We start from the raw sequence: 19,705 nt of genomic DNA, 5'->3' as shown, positions 1-19,705 counted from the left end.
CGCTGAAGCGCGGGGCTTTGTGCCTGTTCAGCGTACAACGAGTGGGTTCGGCCAGCACACTTTTCGGGAAGGCGATCGGCCCGTCCCGAAATCGCCCTAAAAACTTAACCAGTGGTGGACTGAAGGTCACGCATGGCTACCTACAACGACCTGGGACTCCCGTTCGACACCGATCTCGAGGAGGACAGCTTCCTCGAGGAGTTTCTCGATTCGAATCCAAATGCGCCGGTACACGCCTTTATCGGCCTCTTTTACGTATTCGTCTTCGGATACTTCGTGTTCATCGTCTACGGGTTCCTGTTTGGAGTTCCGCTCCTGACGGCGCCGTTTTGATCGGCGATTCGACGACTCGAGGCTAACCGACCACGCGCGATAGGGGATCGCCGGGAGGCGTGTCAGAACACGCCGTTCTCGGCAGGGTGGCCAGAACTCTCGGTCGACGTCGACGTCACTCGTCTTCGAACTCGAGGGCTGCGGAGTTGATGCAGTACCGTTTTCCGGTGGGGTCCGGTCCGTCGTCGAAGACGTGACCCAGGTGGCCTCCGCAGGTCGCACACAGAACTTCGGTTCGTCGCATCCCGTGGCTGGTGTCGAGTCGCGTCTCGACGCGGTCGGGGTCGACGTCGAAGAAGCTAGGCCAGCCGCTTCCCGATTTGAACTTGGTATCGGAATCGAACAGCGGCGTGCCACAGCCGGCACAGGCGTACGTGCCGTCACCGTCGTGCTCGACGTACTCGCCGCTGAATGCGGGTTCGGTTCCGGCTTCCCGGAGGATTCGATACTCCTCGTCGTCGAGTCGCTCGCGCCACTCTGCCTCGTCGGCGGGGAGGTCGACGTCCGAATCGACGTCGGGGCCGCCAGTCTGATCTGCCATGGACGTCACTTGGCCCGTCAGGACCAAGAGTCTGTCCGCGACCACGCCAGGACTCGATGGGGCGTTCGTCGTGACCTCCGCGGCGTCGAGTCGGTCAGCGCTGGGTGATGATATCCGTGCTCTCACACTCGGGACACTGGGTCATCCGTCCGAGCTTTGGCACTTCGATGCGGAGCCAGTCGTCCGCGCCGCCGGGAGCTTCGAAGCCGCATCGTCGACACCGCGAGGATCTCGCCGTGGCTGTCTCACCGGACATAGCCCCATGTATGACACACGCTGGCAAAGTGTTACCGGTGAAGTCGAGTCCGACAGCCCAGTGCTCACCGGTCGCTCGAGGCGTCGCCGCGGGTAACGCATACACTCGAAAAAACGGGAGTCGGGGACGAACGGAACGTGTGACTGGTCAGTTCGATCCCGAAGCAGACGGCTCGACGCGAGGATCCGGATCTGACGCCTCCACGTCGAACGTCGGGGAGATCACCTCGCCGACCCGCCGATCGCGGTAGTCGGCCTCGAGACGGCCGTCATGGCCGTCACGTCCGTCGAACTCGCCGTCGGCGAGCGCCTCGAGTCGGTCGAAGACGTCGACGGTTCGGTCACCCACCGTACAGGGTGTAACGTGAACGAGTTCGTCGCCGTCGAACTCCGCGAGCGCGAGTACGGGTAATCGCCAGCGGACGTGCTGTTCACCCGTGATCTCGGACTCGACGTGTCGACGCGTGAAAAACGGCTCGAGGTCTCGGTCGGTGGTCTCTGCCCACGCCTCGAACGCTTCGAGCCGACGGTGGATCGCCTCGAGCTGGGGGACGCGCTGTGACAGGGTTGTGTGTGCGAATTCGCGTCCCCAGACGCCGACCTCGACGCAGTCGAGTACTCCCTCGGCCTCGAGGTCGCGGGCGCACTCGATCGCTCGCTCGCACCGGGGAGTCGAAACCGGTACGAACGAACGGGTCCACAGTTCGACCGTTCGGGGTGGTGTGTGAGTGTCCTGCACGGGTGATCTCCGTGGTGCCTGTCCACGAGGACCTACAAAAGCGTTGGCCGACGTCTCACGACACGTGAACGGCAGAATCGGAGGACTGTCCGGTCACCGGTGGTGAGACCGAACGCCGGTACAGGCAAGGATACCCGCTTCGTCAGCTGGGACGATATTTCGTGCGCGCTTTCCAGCGACGGGCAATTTCGCCGCTGGGCCACGGTACGGGGTATACGTTCACAATACTGGGGCACGAAGCAGGGACGATGACTGTCTCGCGAACGGTCGAACTCGAGGGCCACATCATCGACTCGGGAACGATGGGCGAGTGTTTCACCGTCGTGATGGACCTCGGTGGTGAATTCGAGGTCGAGGCGTTCGAGGTCGGCCGACACGCCCACGACGAGAGCTACTGTCGCCTCGCGGTGACCGCCGACACCGAAGGCGACCTCCGAGAGATCGTCCACGAACTCAACCAGCTGGGCGCGACGGTCGCCGATCCGCGGGACGCGGAACTCGAGGCTGCGCCAGCCGACGGCGTCGTTCCCGTGGGATTTTATTCGACGACGAACCACCCGACGGCCGTTCGAGTCGACGGCGAGTGGATTCCCGTCGAGAATCCGGAGATGGACTGTGCGCTGGTGGTCGACCGAGACGAGTCGGATCCAGTCGTGCGGACGAAGACGCTGAACGCGATCGAAGTCGGGGATCTCGTCGTTACCGGCGAGGCCGGAATTCGCGTCGACCCGCCAGAACGACCCCGTGAGGGAAGCGGTGCCTTCGGGTTCATGCAGGGCGGCGTCTCGAGCGAGCGACCCTCCCCGTCGCTGATCGGCGAAATCGCAGACGAGATGCGGTCGGTCCGTGACGACGGCGGCACGGTCCTCGCCGTCTGCGGACCGGCGATCGTCCACTCCGGCGGCCGCGACGCCCTCGCCGATCTCGTCGCTGCGGGCCACGTCGACGCGTTGAGCGCGGGGAATGGCTTCGCCGTCCACGACCTCGAGCGCGACATGTACGGCACCTCGCTCGGTGTCGACACCGAACACCTAGAGCACCCGCGGTCGGGCCACAAACACCACATCTACACGATCAGCGAGATCGCCCGGCTGGGCGGGATCGAGGCCGCCATCGAGGCGGGAGCTGTAGAGGGCGGCGTGATGTACGAGTGCGTTCGAAACGACGTCCCCTACGTCCTCGCCGGGTCGATCCGCGACGACGGCCCGCTCCCGGAGACGATCACGGACAGTATCGAGGCCCAGAACGCAATCCGCGAGCAAGCCCACGAGGCGGACCTCGTGCTCATGCTCTCGACGTTGCTGCACTCGGTCGCCGTCGGCAACTGCCTGCCCTCGACGACCAGCACCGTCTGCGTCGACATCGACCCGGCCACGGTCACCCAGCTGGTCGACCGCGGCAGCGCCCAGGCGGTCGGGCTCGTCACCGACGTCGGGACCTTCCTGCCGATGCTGCGGAACGAACTGCTCGAGTAGCCGGTTGGTTCCTCGAGTGTCGGCCACCGGATGTCGACTCCATGTCGACCGTCGATTCGGAGCTCTGGCGCGAGCGGAAGTCGGTGCGTTTTCCATCGGCCGACCCGCAGTAGCGACCATGACAGCCGAGACGCCGGTGCTCGACAATCACCTCCACCTGGACCCGGACAACCACCGTGGCATCGACGCCGTCCGTGACTTCGCCCGCGTCGGCGGCACGCACTTGCTCGTCGTCAACAAGCCCTCGTGGCACCTCGGCGTCGACGCCGACGCAGGCGAGGACTTCCGCCCCGTCTTCGAGCGAACGATCGACATCGTCGCCGAGGCCTCGAGCGAACTGCCGGGACGGGCCTGGCCCGTTCTCGGCGTCCACCCCGGTCTGATCTCGCGGCTCGTGGACGAGCGTGGATTCTCACCCGCCGATGCCCGGGACCTGATGTGCGCCGGGCTCGACGTCGCCGCGGAGTACGTCGACGCTGGCGACGCCCTCGCGCTGAAATCCGGCCGGCCCCACTACGACGTCACCGACGCCGTCTGGGAGGCGTCGAACGCGGTCATGCGCCACGCGTTCGAACTGGCCGCCGGCCTCGAGTGTGCCGTCCAGTTACACGCCGAAGCCAGCGAGGATATGACCGAAGTGACCGGGTGGGCAGAGGAGGTGGGACTGCCCGCCCACCGCGTCGTCAAACACTACGCCGCCGGAAGACTCGAGGGCCCTGTCCCGAGCGTGATGTGTGACAAAGAGCGCCTCGAGGTTGCCACAGAGCGCGGCGAGCCGTTCCTGATGGAGACCGATTACATCGACGACCCCGACCGACCGGGTGCCGTCCTCGGACCGAAGACGGTCCCCCGGCGCGTCGACTGGCTGCTCGAGGACGGTCACGACGACGCGGTCCGGAACGCCCACGTCGAGACCCCGGAACGCGTATACGGAATTTCTACCGAAGAGACGCTCGAGAGCGGCCGAAACGGTCGGTAACGTTCAGTCGGTTTGTCGGAAGGTAGAGAAAGGCATTTCAAGCGGCCGGTGTAGGTTGCTGTATGAGCAATCCCCCCACCGAGTTCTACTCGGAGGAACGCTGGCAGAACTGGATCGATCGCATCAAGGACGAAGACATCGATCCGGAAGACGAGTCGTCGGCGCGACTCCTGCTCAACCTGCAGGACGATACGGCAATTGCGATTGCGAAGATCGTCGCCGCTTACGACGACGGGGACCTGGGCGAAGAGGAAGCTCTGGCGGAAATCGCCGACGTCCGCGAGATCGTCCTGAGCGAGGTCAACGTCGAGGACGAGGAGAAACTCATTCTCGTCGACGGCGTCCAGACGAGTCTCGTCTGCGTCTTCTTCGCCGCAGAGGAGTACGTCGCCGGCGGTCCGGCCGACGAGGGAAGCGTCAGCGACTATCTCGGTGCCGCCGCCGATGCAGAGGCCGAAGAGGACCTCGACGCGGCCCTCGGTTACGCCGCCCAGGCCGGTACCCGAATCATCGACGGCGACGATCTGGACATCTCGATCGCCGAAGAACTCGAGTACGGCCTCGTCACCGAGTGGATCAACGGGCTCGACAGCCTCCAGAGTGCGATGAGCGATCCCGAGGTCGTCGAGGAAGACGAATAGCGTCGCACGTTTTGACTGGCTCGGTCGTTCACTCTCGAGCCAACAAGCGTATACGTTGGTGTGACTATCACCACGTATGATTCGTGGGGGTGACGAGCGTGGCGTAACCGTCCAGATCGGTGCTGTGTTACTGCTTGCGATTCTCATCACGGCGCTGGCGCTCTATCAGGTTAATTCCGTCCCTGCAGAGAACGAAGTCGTCGAAATTGAGCACAACCAGGATGTTCAGGACGACCTTCAGGAAGTACGTAATACCATTGTATCGGTTCCTGGTGGGAACAGTGGAACCTCCCAATCCGTCTCTTTGGGAACTTCATATCCACCCCGAACGTTTGGGATAAACCCGGGGCCAATGGAAGGATCATTGGAGAGCGAACCGATCGGAGAGATTACCATCGAAAATGCAATTCCAGTTGATGACTCCGATCAGGTTAGCGACGGCTGGAAGGATGGATATCGAACCTATGGTCTCACGTATTCGCCCAATTATAATGAATACCAAAACGCCCCGCAAACGAGATACGAACACGGCCTCCTGTACAACCATCACCCGAACGACGAACGGCTAAACGTCGGTGGCCAATCCCAGCTCGTCGTCGACGGAAACGAAATTACAATCGTTACTCTTCAGGGGAACTATTCCGAGTTCGGCCAGCGGACGGCCACAGTTGACCCTCGAGAGTTCAGCACGTCGACGAACACCATCAGCGTCGAAAGTGATAGTCAGGATCCAATGGAAGTAACGCTCCCGACGAATAGTCCCGAGCACTGGGAGGAAACCCTCTCTGAGACCACCGATCATCAAATCACTGCGAATGACGAAATCGTGACGATCACGTTCGAACCTGGGACGTACAATCTTCGAATGGCTGAGGTGGGGATCGGTGATGCAACTCAAGGGAGTCCGGAGGATCGGGTCGAATATCTCTGGACGGACGAACAGGAATCAGCAACGATCGTAGAGTTCCGAGATCGATTCAATAATCCAGTACCTAGCGCAGAAATCGATGAAATAGAAAATATTGATGAGATGATTGGGAACGTTGAGCGAATCGAAAAGGACAATCTTCCGGATTCAACGGGAAGTGACGGACGGGTTCGAATTGGTGACCTTTCTGATCAACCAGTTTCCGACCCTGGACAGATACAGACGTATGGGTGGACAGTAGAGACTGATGGAGAGGATGGCAAAACGGTGTATTTCACAGATGATGGGACGAAAGACGGTGAACGAATCTGGGATCTTGATGAGGATGAAGTACCAGTTGTAACCGCAACCGTAGTTCAAGATCGAGACGATCGTGTATACACTGCAGAAATCGTTAATGTTGACGACAAGTCAGTTACGATCCGAGCATGGCGCTCTACAGGCTTAGCCGTCCTAGGCCATCCTCAAACAGAAGTTTCTGAAGAAGTCCATGTAACTGCAACAGTCACAACCAAGGAGATTGACAGACCATCACCACCAGACGAAGGGAATGGTAATGATGGGGGCGAAGGCGATACAACATTTGATTTGCTTGAAACAGAAATGGATGTGCGCTCCGGAGATAATGCGGCCGAAGGAGTTACAATCACATTTGAAACGGCGAGTGAAGGAAATACAATAACATTCTCTGGAGAGAATAACGTAGAAGAAGAAGATACTGAAGTAGTGGAAGACACCACTGGTGGGCAAGTGGAGCTAGAGTGGGGTGCAGGCGGTCCACCTGGTGACCCGGATACCTACCCCGTCGAATTGGTAGCCGATATTGAAGGGGGATTATGCTATACTGTACAGTTAAATGAGGGCGAAGAGGCTGCCTTAGAGTCACAAGAAGAGAATCGGGTTGTCTGGGACCAGTGTTAGTGTCTGGCTGGTAACTTCACTCCTCTAGGAGTTGAACAATTTGATCCATAGGACAATTATATCATTGAGTCCAGGTTCGTCATCCGTCGAAACCTCAAACGACAATACCATATATCCCCGTCAACATTAACTGGCTATGACAGCAGTCGGTATCGACGCGCTCGAGATCTGGACCGGGAATCTCAAACTCGACTTGCCCGGCACGTTCGCGCCGCAGAAAGGCGAAGACCCCGAGAAGTACACGAAAGGCCTCGGACTCAACGCCAGTTCCTTCCCCGACAGTTACGAGGACATCGTCACGATGGGGGCCAACGCTGCCCACCGGCTAATGGAGCGCAAGGGCCTCGAGCCGGACGATATCGGCCGAATCGACGTCGCGACCGAGAGCGCGTTCGACAACTCGAAACCCGTTTCGACGTACGTCGCTGGCTGCCTCGAGCAGGTCTTCGACGGTGACTTTCACCACGCGAACAAGGGCGAGCGCAAGTTCGCCTGCATCGCTGGCACCCAGAGTCTGGACGACGCGTATAACTGGATCAAGGCGGGTCGAAATCGCGGCCGCGCCGCGCTCGTGATCGCGACCGACACCGCGCTGTACGCCCGCGGCGACGCTGGCGAGGCGACCCAGGGTGCCGGCGCGGTCGCCATGCTCATCGACGAGGACCCGAGCCTCGTCGAACTCTCGACCCATCAGGGCTACGGCTCTGCCGACGAGACCGACTTCCTCAAGCCCAACCAGCAGTTCCCCTCCGTCGACGGCAAACGCTCCGTGCAGGTCTACCTCGCCCGCATGCGTGAGGCGCTCGAGGACTACGAGAGCGTGGCGGGCGACGTCCATCCCGACGACTTCGCGTACGCACCGTTCCACACGCCGTTCCCGGGGATGGTCCGGAAAGCGGCCCTGCTCGCGTACCGCCACGTCACCCGCGACACCGCGGTCGAGGACGAACTCGCCGAAGAGATCGGCCGCCAGCCTCGCGCCGAGGCCTTCGACGACGAGGAGTCCTTCCACGACGCCCTGCGCGAGTACATGGACTCGCTCAAGGACACCGACCGCTACCGGGAGTGGTACGCCGAGACGATCGACCCGACGCTCGCAATCTCCCGCGAGGTCGGCAACTGGTACACGGGCTCGGTCCACATCGCTCGTGCGAGCGCGCTGAAATCCGCACTCGAGGCCGGCAAGGACATGACCGGATCGACGCTGCTCGTCGGCTCCTACGGCAGCGGCGCGCAGGCCGAGATCCATGCCGAGACCGTCTGTCCGGGCTGGGAAGAGGAAATCGAAGCACTGAACGTCGACGAACAACTCACCGCCCGCTACGAGATGGACTGGGCAGACTACGAGGAAGTCCACGACGTCCACAACCACGATATGGACGTCGAGATGGAGGAGTTCACCGCTCCCGAGGGTGAGTTCGCCTTCGACGGCTGGGGGCGGATGGGCGAGCGCAAGTACCGCTACGTCGAGTAGGACGGACCGCTGTATTCTTCGATACTGCAGCGCTCGGGGTTCCTCGATGCCTTCGAATCCGCTGACGTGCTCATGCCCTCGAGTCGACCGACCGTCTCACACCTCCGTTCGAGAATTGAACCAGAGTCCAGCGGCTGCGAGGCGAAACGCACTACGTGCTCGAGCGGATAGGTCGAGCAACGACAAGTCTTCGACCAGCCATGGATCCGTTCACCGTCCTCGGGATCGACGTGCTGTTGTTCCTCCTCATCGGCGTCCTCGCCGGCGCCCACTGTATTGGAATGTGTGGGCCGCTCGTGACGGTCTACGCGAGCCGGATGGGGGATGCAAGCGGCGGGAGCGGAACCGACGCTGTAGGCACTGACAGCGGCGTTTCGGCCACGAACCGCTCCGGGCGTCGCGGCCACCTCACGACGTACGCGGTCCGCCAGCACGCCCTGTTCAACCTCGGCCGAACCGCGAGTTACACGCTCATCGGCGCGGCCTTCGGCGCGCTCGGTGGCGTCCTCTTGGTCACCACCGGCGAGTTGACCGCCTTCGCGGACGTCGCGCGCGGAGTCATCGGCCTCGTGATCGGCGGGTTCGTCGTCCTCACCGGGTTCTACTACCTGATCGGGCGCACGACCGGCGGCGTGCAGATTCCGGGGCTCGAGCGCGTAACGGCGTGGCTGATGCAGTACGTCGACCGACTCGCGAGCGGGCCGGGAATCGTCGGGCTGGGGGCCGTCCACGGACTCTTGCCGTGTCCGGTGCTCTATCCGGCGTACCTGTACGCGTTCGCGATCGGGTCGCCGACAGGTGGTGCGCTCGCGCTCGCGGCTCTCGGTATCGGGACCATCCCGGCGGTCTTCGCCTACGGCACGATCATCGACTCGGTGGACGTCGTCCACCGACGACGGGTCCATCGGCTGCTCGGACTCGCGTTCGTGGTGCTCGGGTACGTGCTCGTCGCCCACGGATTGATGAGCCTCGGCTACCACGTCCCACACCCCGAACTCCCGTTCTACGACGGGATCGACGTCCCCGGCGTCGAGACCGGTGGACACGACCACCACTGAAACGGCTCACTCGAGCGGGTGACCACCGCTCGAGTCGATGGCCGAGGACAGACGTCGAACCGATCACTGAACGACGACCGACGGCACGCGGCCGGACACGGGAGGACACGACGATCTGACCCCAGACGATGACCACAGACCATCCAGACGACGGCTGTACGCTCTGTGACCTGCCAGTCGAGGGCAGCGGCGTCATCGCCGACGGGAACGCCTTCTGTTGTGTCGGCTGCCGGGACGTCTACGCGGTCCTCGGCGACGTCGAGGGTGTCGAGGCCGACGACGTCAGGGAAGCCCACCGAGCAGACGACGCCGACGAACAGGAGCGACCGCCCGGACACGAATCGACCTTCCTCGAGGTCGACGGGATGTACTGTTCGTCCTGCGAGGCGTTCATCGAGTCCGTCGCCACCGCCGAGGAGGGCGTCAGCGCCGCCAGCTCGAGTTACGTGACCGACACCGTCAGGATCGACCACGATCCCGATGCGGTGTCGATCGAGGACCTGAAAGAGCGCATCAGCGGCCTCGGATACACCGCCTACGACCGCGACGACGCGTTCAGCCGGCGCCGAGCCGACGACTGGGCGATGGCCAGACTCGCCGTCGGCGTCCTGATGGGGATGATGGTGATGATGCAGTACTTCGTCATCATCTACCCCACCTACTTCGGGGCCTTCTTCTACGACGAGCGAACGCTCGAGTACTTCGAGGCGACGCTCGCGAGCGACCTTGCGACGCCGTTTTTCCTCATGATCGCCGTGTTGACGACGATCATCCTCGTGTTTACGGGGAAGCCGATCCTGCAGGGGGCCTACGTCGGTATCAGGACGCGCTCGCCCAACATGGACCTGCTCGTGGCGATCGCTGCCATCAGTGCCTACCTCTACAGCACGCTCTCGATCGTCGCCGGTGAGCCTGAGCTGTACTACGACGTGACCGTCGCGATCATCGTCATCGTCACTGTCGGGGGGTACTACGAATCCTCGCTGAAAGACGAGGCGATCGATCGACTCTCGGACCTGACGAGCGTGCAGGTCGACGAGGCCCGCCGGATCGTCGACGGCGACCACGAGGACGTCCCGATCGCCGATCTCGAGTCGGGCGACCGGGTGCTCGTCCGGGCGGGCGAACGCGTGCCGATCGACGGCGAGGTGGTCGACGGCGAGGCGGCCGTCGACGAGGCGGTCGTCACCGGTGAGTCGCTCCCGGTCACCAAAGCGTCGACCGACCCGGTCGTCGGCGGCTCGATGGTCGAAGACGGGTCGATCACGGTTCGCGTCGGCGAGGACGCGACCAGTACGCTCGATCGAATCACCGAACTCGTCTGGGACCTCCAGAGTGGTACCCACGGCATCCAGAAACTCGCGGACAAACTGGCGACGATCTTCGTCCCGCTCGTTCTCGCGCTCGCAGTCGTCATCACGGCCGTCTACCTCGTCCTCGGGGCCGGCCTCGCAACCGCGTTGCTCGTCGGTCTCACCGTGTTGATCGTCTCCTGTCCGTGCGCGCTCGGGCTCGCGACGCCGCTGGCCGTGGCTGCAGGTATCCGCGACGCCCTCGAGCGCTCGATCGTCGTCTTCGACGACAGCGTCTTCGAGCGGATCAAGGAAGCTGACACGGTCGTCTTCGACAAGACCGGGACGCTGACGACCGGCGACATGACCGTCGTCGACGCCGACCTCGACCACACGCTTCTCGAGCGAGCGGCCGTCCTCGAGTCGCAATCGGCCCATCCGATCGGACGAGCTATCGCCGAGGTCGCCCCGGCTGGCGACGAGGTGGCCGACGACGAGGCAGTGGCCGACGGGGGCGCGCTCGAGGCGACCGAGGCCGAGCCTGAGGACGGTGCGTCTGTCGACGACCGCCTCGAGTCCTTCGAGAGTCACCGTAACGGCGTCTCGGGCGTCGTCGACGACGAGGAGATCGTCGCCGGTCACCCTGATCTCTTCGACGACCTCGGCTGGGAGGTGCCCGCTGGGCTTCGTTCGCGAATCGACGAACGCCGGGAGACTGGCCGCGTCCCGGTCGCCGTCGGGCGCGACGGGCGTCGCGGAGGGACTGATCGTCGTCGGTGACGAACTCCGTGACAGCTGGGACGAGACGCTGTCGGCAATTTCCGACGCCGGCGCGGAGGTCGTCGTCCTCACCGGCGACGACGAACGAGCGGCTGCCCGGCTCGAGGACCACGGCGCGGTCGGACAGGTTTTCGCCGGCGTGCCGCCGGAAGGGAAAGCCGAGACGGTCGAACGACTGCGCGGACAGGGGTTGACCGTGATGGTCGGCGACGGGACGAACGACGCGCCTGCGCTCGCGGCCGCAGACCTCGGCATCGCCCTCGGCGGCGGCACGGCGATGGCCGCAGACGCCGCCGACGTCGCGCTCGTCGACGACGACCTCGCCTCGGTCGAGACGGTTTCGACCTCGCTCGCGCCACCGACCGCCGGGTGAAAGGTAACGTCGGCTGGGCGTTCTGTTACAACGGCATCGCGATCCCGCTCGCAATCACGGGGCTGCTCAATCCCCTGTTCGCTGCCATCGCGATGGCGACGAGTAGCATCCTCGTCGTCACGAACTCCTCGCGACCGTTGCTCCCGGACGAGGACTAGCCGTCGGCAAGCACTCGCTGTACGACGTCTGTCGCCCGCTTGACTGCCGCGGCGCTGTCGACGACCACCGATGGCCCAGATTCGTCTTCGTCCTTCCCGTCTTTCCCTCCGACGACCTCGAGATCGACGTCACCAGCGGCTGCCTCGACGACGCCGAATTCGGCTTCGAGCGTCACCCGGGCTCGATCCGGGTGGACGAACACCTGCGCCAGACGCTCGATGCCGTCGTTGTCGTCGTGCTCGGCGTCGCTGCGTTCGCTCCGTCGACGCCAGCCGAGACGACGACGTCGTACGCTCGCGCGCCGGCCGCGGTCGGTTCGACGTCGCGATCGGCGTTGACGACGCTGACTGTCTCGAGGCCGCCGTCCTCTCTGCCGTCGAGTTCGGAGGCGAGTAGCTGTGCGATTCGGGTTCCGTCTGTAATTCGATCGATGACCATCTGTGTAGCCTCGTACTGTTCTCGAGCGTTATCGGTGGACGGCGTTCAGTCCGTGGACGCATCCGCGAGCGCCGCTCGCGCCACCCCCGACGAGGTCGTCGACTACGAGTCCTTCGCGGCGCGCGTAGACCACGGCCGCGGTCTCGATCGTGACGCCGAGTTCCTGCTGGACGCCGTTGATCGCGCCGACGGCCTCGTGTTTCTCGACGCCTTCGGCGACGAGGCCGTCGAGGACGCGCTCAAACGCCGACCGTTCCTGCAGGAGGTCTTCCTCCGGCACGAAGTCCTCTGGAATCGTCACCTCAGCGGGGGAAAACGAGGCGACGAGGTCGTCGCCTTCCCGCTCGAGCAGCCCCTCTTCGGTCGCGATGTCGATCAGTCGTTTCGCCTGGTCAGGCGAGAACCAGTCACGGTCGAGCGAGAGAGCGACGACGAACTCGCTTTCCTCGAGCGCCCGGGTGCCGTGCTGGACGAACGGGTGCGGCGACGGCAACCCCGGAGACTCATCGGCATCGACTCGGCGGAGTGTCCTCAAAATGGTACCGATCGTCTCTGCTCACGGACTCGCCTGCCGTGGGGCACTCGAGACGACCGGACGAAGTGGTGGGCTACCTGGGGCGGCGACCCTCGGACCGGTCAGTCGGAGGCCCGGCCACCGGTGTTCCGGTCTGCTCGAGACGGTGGCGGAAATCGGACGACGTTGACGCGGGCTCGGGTGGATCGGGGAGGACGCAGCGATCCGGTTCGCGGTTGACGTGGCGGTACTGCTCCGGTGCGTTCGCGAGCGGGTGGGCCGGATTCTGGTCGCTGTCGATCCGGGCGGCACGGACTTCGGCGAAGCCGTTGAGGCGGGCCTCGATCCCGCGCCAGTGATTGTGCGTTTCGGCGGGGACGGAGATGGGCCGTGGAGCCGCCCCCTCGGGATAGCTCGTCGACAGCACCGCCGTGTTCACGTTGCTCGCGAGACGTCGTTGATCGACGAGGATACGACGGATGCGTCTCGGGGGGCGCGCGCGGCGAGGACGTCGAGCCCGAGGTGGAGTGCCCGATATTCGCGACGTTGTTGTCCGGCGGGTATCCGGCGCCGAGATGCGAGCGACGCGGGTGCCGTCGCGCGTTTCGATGACGGCGCCGAGTCCACCGCCAGCCGTTCGAAAGGACCCGTCGGTAGCGACGTAGAAGTCACGATGATGGGTCCGCGGAGGGTGGGCGATGTGGGGGTCGGGCGACTCGTCGAACAGGTCCGCAGTGCAGACCGGCCGTGAGCGGCCATACGTGGGGGAAGTAGCTGATTACCTTAAATCTGTGGCACAAATGAGAGACAGACGCGCGATTGCAGGCCCTCCATGGGCGAAACGACGGGGAAAACCGGGAGAACGACGTGTGCCCGAGCGTGGTCGAACGGGTTCGCGTGGGGGTCGTCGACGCGAGGCCTAGAAGCCTTTACCGAGCAGTTCGCGGGCGACGACGTTCTTCTGGATCTCCGTGGTGCCCTCGTAGATCTGGGTGATCTTGGCGTCGCGGTAGAAGCGCTCGACGGGGAAGTCGTTGACGTAGCCGGAGCCGCCGTGGATTGAACGGCCTCGTTTGCGACGTCGACGGCCACGCGGGAGGTGTACTCTTGGCCATCGAGGCGAGTTTGGTGATGTCGTTGCCCTGGTCGACGTTCCAGGCAGCCTTGTAGGTCAGGTTGCGGGCGGCCTCGGTCTGGGTCGCCATATCCGCGAGCTTGTGCTGGATGGCCTGGAACTCGCCAATTGGCTTGCCGAACTGTTCCGCGGTCCTGGGCGTACTCGAGGGCTTCGCCGGGTAGCACCCTTCGCGATACCGACGCCCTGGGCGGCGACGCCGACGCGGGTGGCGTCGAAGAACTGCATCTGCTGCATGAAAGCGGCGTCGCGAGTGCCGATGAGGTTCTCCTCGGGGACGCGGACATCGTCGAAGATGATTCGGCCGTGTCCGAGGCGCGGATCCCATCTTACCCGGTGATCTTGTCGGCGCTGAAGCCGTCGCGGTCGGACTCGACGACGATCTGGCTGAAGCCGTTGTAACGGCCCTCGGCGTCGGGGTTGGTCTTACAGAGGACGACGAAGAAGTCACCGATGCTACCGTTGGTGATCCACATCTTGTTGCCGTTGATGACCCACTCGTCGCCGTCTTTTTCGGCGCGCGTCGAGACCGAGGAGACGTCGGAGCCGGTGTCTGGCTCGGAGATGGCGGCACCGGAGATTTTCTCGCCCAGCGCGACTGGCTCGAGGAAGCGTTCTTTCTGGTCTTCGGTTCCGAACTCTTCGATGGCCCTCGGTTCCGAACGAGCACGAGAGGATCGAGAGTGCGATCCGGGGTCGTAGGAGAACAGTTCCTCGGCGATCAGGATCGACTCGACCGGTCGAGTAGCCCGCACCGCCGTACTCGACGGGATGGAGGAACCAACGAGGCCCATCTCGGCGGCTTTATCGACGACGTCGTGGGGATACTTCTCTCCTCGTCGTACTCTTCGGCGACGGGGACGATTCGTTCTCCGCGAACCGCTGGACCTCTTCACGAATCTGTTCTTGCTCTTCGTTGAGACCGAATTCCATAGTCGACCTTTCGGAGCCAGCGATAAAGTCCTTTGTAACCCGGAGTAAACTAAAACAGAGTTCTCTCTCTGGAAGAGGGAAACGTTGAAACGGTCGCGAGTCGGATAGTCGAGCATGGATCTCGACGATATCAACACCGTCGCAGTTCTCGGAGCAGGGAACATGGGTCACGGCATCGCAGAGGTCGCGGCACTGGCCGGCTACGACGTCCATTTGCGGGACATCAACGAAGAATTCGTCCAGGACGGCTACGATCAGATCGAGTGGTCACTCGGAAAACTCGCCGAGAACGACCGCATCGGGAAGACGTCGCTGAGGCGACCCTCGAGCGCATCACGCCCGTTCGTTGACATGGAAGAGGCCTGTGGTGACGTCGACGTCGTCATCGAGGCCGTTCCCGAACAGATGGCGATCAAACAGGACGTCTACGAAGAACTCGAGTCGGTCGCTCCCGACCACACGATTTTCGCGACCAACACCTCGAGTCTCTCGATCACGGACCTCGCGGAGTTCACCGAGCGTCCCGAACAGTTTCTGCGGGATGCACTTTTTCAACCCCCGGTTCGGATGGACCTCGTCGAGGTCATCTCGGGTGCCGAGAGTGCAGACGAGACCCTGGACGTGATCGAGGAGCTGGCCGACGACTTCGGGAAGTCACCCGTCCGCGTGCACAAGGACGAACCCGGATTCATCGTCAACCGCGTGCTCGTCCCACTGATGAACGAGGCGACGTGGCTCGTCCACGAGGACCACGCCACCATCGAAGAGGTCGATTCGACGACGAAGTACGGAATGGGCCTCCCGATGGGGTCGTTCGAACTCGCTGACATGACCGGCATCGACATCGGCTACCACGTCCTCGAGTACATGCACGACGTCCTCGGAGACACCTACGAGCCGAGCCCGCTGTTCGAGCAAAAAGTCGAAAACGAGAACCTCGGAACCAAGACCGGCAAGGGATTCTACGATACGAGGACGGCCCGGGAGCAGAGATCCCGACCGACGAAATTTCCGAGGTCGTCGAGGCCCGTCTCCTCGCGGTAATGGCAAACGAGGTCGCAAAACTGATCGGCGGCGACGTCGCACCGCCGGAGTCGATCGACCGTGCCACCCAGCTCGGGGCCGGCTTCCCCGACGGGCCAGTCACGATGGCCGACGACTACGGTCTCGATGACCTCCTCGAGACGCTCGAGGAAGCCCACGAGGAAGAGCGGCCACGCACGGTACGAACCCGCCGACTACCTCGAGGAACGTGCCGCCGAGGGTGGGTTCTACGAGCAGGACGCCGAGGACGACACAGCCGAGTTCGAGGCTCTCCGCATCGAGTATCCGGGTGAGATGGTCGGCCACGTCGTGATCGACCGACCCCACCGGATGAACACCATCAGCGAGCAGGTCCTCGAAGACCTCGATCGGGCAATCGACCTGCTCGAAGACGACGACGAGATCCGGGCGATCTGTCTCACCGGTGAGGGCGACCGCGCGTTCTCCGCGGGCGCAGACTTCCAGAGTATGGCCGCGAGCGGGGCCGATCCGCTCGAGGGCGGCGAACTCTCTCGAGAAGGCCAGCGCGTCTTCGGCAAGCTCGAGGCCTGTGACCTGCCGACTGTTGCCGGTATCGACGGCTACTGTCTCGGTGGGGGCATGGAACTGGCAGCCAGTGCGGACCTGCGCGTGGCGAGCGACCGCTCGGAGTTCGGCCAGCCCGAACTCAACCTCGGTCTCATCCCCGGCTGGGGTGGCACCCAGCGCCTCCCGAAGATCGTCGGCGAGGTCGTGCGAAAGAAATCGTGCTCACCGCCGACCGCTACGACGCCGAGACCATGCCGACTACGGCTTCGTCAACGAAGTCCACGAGGCCGAATCGGCAGAAGAACGCGCACTCGAGCTGGCCGCCAGCTCGCGGGCGGGCCGCCGATCGCGAACAAGTTCACCAAGCGAGCCCTTCCTCGCCGGACGCAACGACACCGGACGCCGGCCTCGAGTACGAGTCCTCGGCGTTCGGCCACCTGATGGGCACCGACGACCTCATGGAGGGGATTCACAGCCTTCATGGGTGACGGCGAACCGGAGTTCGAAGGGAAGTAAGTAGCAGTCCGACGACGACCAGCAAACGCCTCGGCCGGTACGACACGTTCTTTCGAGACGCCGACGATCGTCGAGTTGCCTCGCACCCCCTCCAGTGGCTACAGCGCGATTGTGAGTGGGTGAACGCGGACCACTAGAATGCACTCGAGCGGTAGCTTTACCACTCGGGACGGAGTGTCCAAAAACGCAAATTGCCTCGTCGACGGATAATTTTTATTCTTCGAACTGTGGTTAATCGACGAAATCGTGTGAACGATACATATGTCGCGAGTTTTATGAACCAGAGGTTCCATTGGTGACGCGTGGCTGGAATGGACGAAGGAACGGTGGGCAAGCGGACGGCGATGCCCGGTCGAGGTACTCGTCGTCGAGACGAGGCCCGACTGGCAGACCTGTTCGCGGCCTGGTTGCAGACGGTGGTCCGTGAAACGGCCTACGACGGCGAGGAAGCTTCTCGAGAAGATGGCCGACTCGGTCGAGGTCGTTTGCTGACCGGGGATGCCCGGACTCTGGGTGACGAAGTCCTAGAGCGCATACGCGACATCGAGTACGACGCTCGCGTCGTCATGGTAACGCCGTGGACCCGGACCTTCGACATCATCGAGATGGGCTTCGACGACTATCTCGTCAAGCCCGTCTCGAAAGAGGAACTGCTCGACATCGTCGACGACGTCTCGGCTCGGTCGTCTTACGAGGCCGACATCCGAGTACTACGCACTCGTCTCGAAGAAGGCACTCCTCGAGTCCGGATCTGGATCCGGACCGACGAGTCGCACGTACCGTTCGAGGTCTGCAGTACCCACGTCGACCATACAGGCGTCTCACGGCCCGGGCAGATATAGCGATCGGTGGCTTCCCCGCGTGGCTCGAGTGCGTGGTGACGCCCACCCTCGACCTGTTACCTAAATCGAGGCGCTAATGCCCCTTCCTCAGCGAGCGCCGAAGGCGCGAGCAGGGAGGGGATACAGCGTTCACAAGAGCAAGCTCTTGTGCAGCCCATCAGAAACGCGAGCGTTTCTGAGGACGTCCCCAGAAATATTCGATTTCTGGTGTGCGAACGAGAACACTTTGCGTCTCGTCAACGCCGCTCGTGTTTCTTTGACAGTTCTACAGCAGGCCCGCAGGCCCACGCCATCGGTAGCTTTATGTTTCTACTTAGTTTAAACATTAGTAATGGATCGGTACGAAGTCGAAGGGCACGAAGTTCACGAAGCCGAAGTCAAACCAACCGGCAATGGCGCTCACGTACTCGTTCCCAAACGGTGGCGGGGTGCCACTGTCAAAGTCGTCCGCGTCACCGATCCGTCCGACGAAGACGAGTAGACCATGCGCTACAACTACAGGTATCGACTCAACCCGACCGACGAACTCCACGAACGGCTAGCGTGGACTGTCGATACCTGCCGACAGGTCTACAACCACTTCTTGTACCGGCTCAACCGAGAGGACGGCACGTCGGCATACTCCGAGCAGTCGGTTCTTCCCGACCTCAAGGACTGGTGGACCGACCTGAAACAAGTCCACTCGAAGGTGCTACAGAAGGTCGTACAGCGGCTGTATGACAACCTCTCGACGCTGAAAGGGCGAAAAGACAACGGCTATCGTGTCGGCGAACTTAAGTGGAAGGCTCCGAAGGAATATCGCTCGATCACGTACAGTCAAACCGGCTTCGAACTCAAAAACACGAGTGGCCGTGCTGTACTTTCTCTTTCCAAAATCGGCGATATTCCAATGGTCTACCACCGCGACGTTCCCGGCGACGCTACGATCAAAGAGATCGTCGTCAAGCAAGAACCGACCGGCGAGTGGTTTGCCGTCCTTGGAATCGAAACCAAGGACGAACCACCAGAGAAACCCAAGACACTCGAGGATTGTGTCGGGATCGACGTGGGCATCCTGAAGTACGCTCACGACACGGACGGAACCGCTGTCGAACGTCCCGACCTCTCGGACGAACGCGAGCGGCTGGAACGCGAGCAACGGAAACTCTCACGCAAAGAACACGGCTCGTCGAACTACCGCAAGCAACAGCGAGTCGTCGCCAAGCGCCACGCCGATATGCAACGGAAGCGTCGGGACTTCTTGCACAAGCTCTCTAACCACTACGCTCGAGAGTACGACCTCGTTGCGGTCGAAGACCTCGACGCCAAGGGGTTGATGGAACTCCCAACGAACAGCCGCAACCGAGCCGGAGCAGCGTGGGGAACGTTCCTCCGGATGCTCGAGTACAAGTGCGAACGGGAAGGAACACACTTCGTGGCCGTCGATCCGGACGGGACGACCAAAGAGTGCGCGGCCTGCGGTGCCGAGTCAGACAAGCCGTTGTGGGTCCGCAAACACTCCTGTCCTTCCTGTGGATTCACGGCGGACAGAGACTGGAACGCGGCCTACAACATCTTGGTGCGCGGACTGAAACAAGTAGGGACGGGCTGTCCCGAATCAACGCCTGCGGAGACTGCGCTCCCTACGGGGACCGATTCGGTTCCTGCAAAGCGCGTCGTGGAAACAGGAAGCCCCACCCTCAAGAAGCGAGCGGCGCAAGCCGTGAGCGAGTAGGGTGGGGAGGAAGTCACCGGGACAACGATATGGGTCGATTACCGCCGCAGACGCGCCGCCGTACCAACGATTAACTATACACCGATGGTGTCA

General features: G+C 62.7%; 20 protein-coding genes and 5 pseudogenes. 16 read left to right on the top strand and 9 right to left on the bottom strand.

Annotated features, from left to right (window positions below):
• Nucleotides 1–132 precede the first annotated feature (132 nt).
• Complete coding sequence (locus B1756_RS16290) at nt 133–333, top strand: hypothetical protein (RefSeq protein WP_086889507.1); 201 nt, start codon at nt 133–135, stop codon at nt 331–333.
• A 115-nt stretch (nt 334–448) separates the two neighbouring features.
• Here B1756_RS16290 and msrB read toward each other — a convergent pair whose 3' ends face one another.
• The 3 genes from msrB to B1756_RS16280 all read right to left on the bottom strand — a co-directional run bounded on the left by msrB (nt 449) and on the right by B1756_RS16280 (nt 1,868).
• Nucleotides 449–874, bottom strand: coding sequence for a peptide-methionine (R)-S-oxide reductase MsrB (gene msrB / locus B1756_RS16285; protein WP_086889506.1), 426 nt, complete (start codon nt 872–874; stop codon nt 449–451).
• Nucleotides 875–968: 94 nt separating this feature from the next.
• On the bottom strand, nt 969–1,130 hold the full coding sequence (locus B1756_RS19710; RefSeq protein WP_186336472.1) for a hypothetical protein: 162 nt from the start codon (nt 1,128–1,130) through the stop codon (nt 969–971).
• A 147-nt stretch (nt 1,131–1,277) separates the two neighbouring features.
• Nucleotides 1,278–1,868 (bottom strand): HTH domain-containing protein, encoded by a 591-nt coding sequence (locus B1756_RS16280; protein ID WP_086889505.1) that lies wholly within the window; start codon nt 1,866–1,868, stop codon nt 1,278–1,280.
• Between the two features lie 248 nt (nt 1,869–2,116).
• Here B1756_RS16280 and B1756_RS16275 point away from each other — a divergent pair, with 248 nt between their 5' ends.
• The 9 genes from B1756_RS16275 to B1756_RS20355 all read left to right on the top strand — a co-directional run bounded on the left by B1756_RS16275 (nt 2,117) and on the right by B1756_RS20355 (nt 11,947).
• Nucleotides 2,117–3,343: an ornithine cyclodeaminase, nickel-pincer nucleotide-dependent gene (locus B1756_RS16275; RefSeq protein ID WP_086889504.1), complete on the top strand. Its 1,227-nt coding sequence runs from the start codon at nt 2,117–2,119 to the stop codon at nt 3,341–3,343.
• 118 nt (nt 3,344–3,461) lie between these two features.
• On the top strand, nt 3,462–4,322 hold the full coding sequence (locus B1756_RS16270) for a TatD family hydrolase (protein ID WP_086889503.1): 861 nt from the start codon (nt 3,462–3,464) through the stop codon (nt 4,320–4,322).
• Nucleotides 4,323–4,384: 62 nt separating this feature from the next.
• Nucleotides 4,385–4,963 carry a DUF2150 family protein gene (locus B1756_RS16265; RefSeq protein WP_086889502.1) on the top strand — a complete coding sequence of 193 codons (579 nt, stop codon included), beginning with the start codon at nt 4,385–4,387 and terminating at the stop codon, nt 4,961–4,963.
• Nucleotides 4,964–5,039: 76 nt separating this feature from the next.
• On the top strand, nt 5,040–6,812 hold the full coding sequence (locus B1756_RS19255; RefSeq protein ID WP_152031330.1) for a hypothetical protein: 1,773 nt from the start codon (nt 5,040–5,042) through the stop codon (nt 6,810–6,812).
• Nucleotides 6,813–6,948: 136 nt separating this feature from the next.
• Nucleotides 6,949–8,286: a hydroxymethylglutaryl-CoA synthase gene (hmgB, locus tag B1756_RS16260; RefSeq protein WP_086889501.1), complete on the top strand. Its 1,338-nt coding sequence runs from the start codon at nt 6,949–6,951 to the stop codon at nt 8,284–8,286.
• Between the two features lie 200 nt (nt 8,287–8,486).
• Complete coding sequence (locus B1756_RS16255) at nt 8,487–9,344, top strand: sulfite exporter TauE/SafE family protein (protein ID WP_086889500.1); 858 nt, start codon at nt 8,487–8,489, stop codon at nt 9,342–9,344.
• Between the two features lie 128 nt (nt 9,345–9,472).
• Complete coding sequence (locus B1756_RS16250; RefSeq protein WP_394340690.1) at nt 9,473–11,416, top strand: heavy metal translocating P-type ATPase; 1,944 nt, start codon at nt 9,473–9,475, stop codon at nt 11,414–11,416.
• On the top strand, nt 11,316–11,789 hold the full coding sequence (locus tag B1756_RS20360) for an HAD-IC family P-type ATPase (protein ID WP_394340703.1): 474 nt from the start codon (nt 11,316–11,318) through the stop codon (nt 11,787–11,789). The genes B1756_RS16250 and B1756_RS20360 overlap by 101 nt, the downstream gene beginning before the upstream one ends.
• Nucleotides 11,786–11,947, top strand: a complete 162-nt coding sequence (locus tag B1756_RS20355) for a hypothetical protein (protein ID WP_394340689.1) — start codon at nt 11,786–11,788, stop codon at nt 11,945–11,947. Before B1756_RS20360 ends, B1756_RS20355 begins: the two co-directional genes overlap by 4 nt.
• Here B1756_RS20355 and B1756_RS16245 read toward each other — a convergent pair.
• The 6 genes and pseudogenes from B1756_RS16245 to B1756_RS19950 all read right to left on the bottom strand — a co-directional run bounded on the left by B1756_RS16245 (nt 11,944) and on the right by B1756_RS19950 (nt 15,084).
• Nucleotides 11,944–12,386, bottom strand: a pseudogene (locus B1756_RS16245) (DUF7993 family protein). The gene B1756_RS20355 and the pseudogene B1756_RS16245 overlap by 4 nt on opposite strands.
• 45 nt (nt 12,387–12,431) lie before the next feature.
• Nucleotides 12,432–12,879: pseudogene (locus tag B1756_RS16240) on the bottom strand (DUF2240 family protein).
• A gap of 143 nt (nt 12,880–13,022) precedes the next feature.
• Nucleotides 13,023–13,659 (bottom strand): annotated as a pseudogene (locus B1756_RS16235) (ribonuclease H family protein).
• Nucleotides 13,660–13,819: 160 nt separating this feature from the next.
• Nucleotides 13,820–13,960 (bottom strand): acyl-CoA dehydrogenase family protein, encoded by a 141-nt coding sequence (locus B1756_RS20095; protein WP_267128245.1) that lies wholly within the window; start codon nt 13,958–13,960, stop codon nt 13,820–13,822.
• 106 nt (nt 13,961–14,066) lie between these two features.
• Nucleotides 14,067–14,363 (bottom strand): annotated as a pseudogene (locus B1756_RS20090) (acyl-CoA dehydrogenase family protein); the annotation flags it as partial.
• A gap of 1 nt (nt 14,364) precedes the next feature.
• Nucleotides 14,365–15,084, bottom strand: coding sequence for an acyl-CoA dehydrogenase family protein (locus tag B1756_RS19950; protein WP_228434399.1), 720 nt, complete (start codon nt 15,082–15,084; stop codon nt 14,365–14,367).
• Between B1756_RS19950 and B1756_RS20250 the strand changes: the two genes are divergently transcribed.
• From B1756_RS20250 to B1756_RS16215, 6 genes and pseudogenes are all read left to right on the top strand, one after another.
• Nucleotides 15,083–16,012: a 3-hydroxyacyl-CoA dehydrogenase family protein gene (locus B1756_RS20250; protein WP_394340688.1), complete on the top strand. Its 930-nt coding sequence runs from the start codon at nt 15,083–15,085 to the stop codon at nt 16,010–16,012. The two genes, B1756_RS19950 and B1756_RS20250, sit on opposite strands and share 2 nt — an antisense overlap.
• A complete protein-coding gene (locus B1756_RS20245; protein WP_394340687.1) occupies nt 16,012–16,305 on the top strand; it encodes a 3-hydroxyacyl-CoA dehydrogenase family protein in 294 nt (97 codons plus the stop codon). The genes B1756_RS20250 and B1756_RS20245 overlap by 1 nt, the downstream gene beginning before the upstream one ends.
• A gap of 1 nt (nt 16,306) precedes the next feature.
• Nucleotides 16,307–16,981: an enoyl-CoA hydratase/isomerase family protein gene (locus B1756_RS20240; protein ID WP_394340686.1), complete on the top strand. Its 675-nt coding sequence runs from the start codon at nt 16,307–16,309 to the stop codon at nt 16,979–16,981.
• Nucleotides 16,982–17,400: 419 nt separating this feature from the next.
• A pseudogene (locus tag B1756_RS16220) lies at nt 17,401–17,803 on the top strand (response regulator transcription factor); the annotation flags it as partial.
• A gap of 426 nt (nt 17,804–18,229) precedes the next feature.
• Complete coding sequence (locus B1756_RS19105) at nt 18,230–18,379, top strand: DUF2080 family transposase-associated protein (RefSeq protein ID WP_006666493.1); 150 nt, start codon at nt 18,230–18,232, stop codon at nt 18,377–18,379.
• Nucleotides 18,380–18,382: 3 nt separating this feature from the next.
• On the top strand, nt 18,383–19,612 hold the full coding sequence (locus B1756_RS16215) for an RNA-guided endonuclease InsQ/TnpB family protein (RefSeq protein ID WP_086889498.1): 1,230 nt from the start codon (nt 18,383–18,385) through the stop codon (nt 19,610–19,612).
• The last annotated feature ends 93 nt before the right edge of the window (nt 19,613–19,705 follow it).

It is taken from the genome of Natrarchaeobaculum aegyptiacum (assembly GCF_002156705.1).
GTDB lineage: Archaea > Halobacteriota > Halobacteria > Halobacteriales > Natrialbaceae > Natrarchaeobaculum > Natrarchaeobaculum aegyptiacum.
This window is presented reverse-complemented; position numbering and strand designations above follow the sequence as displayed.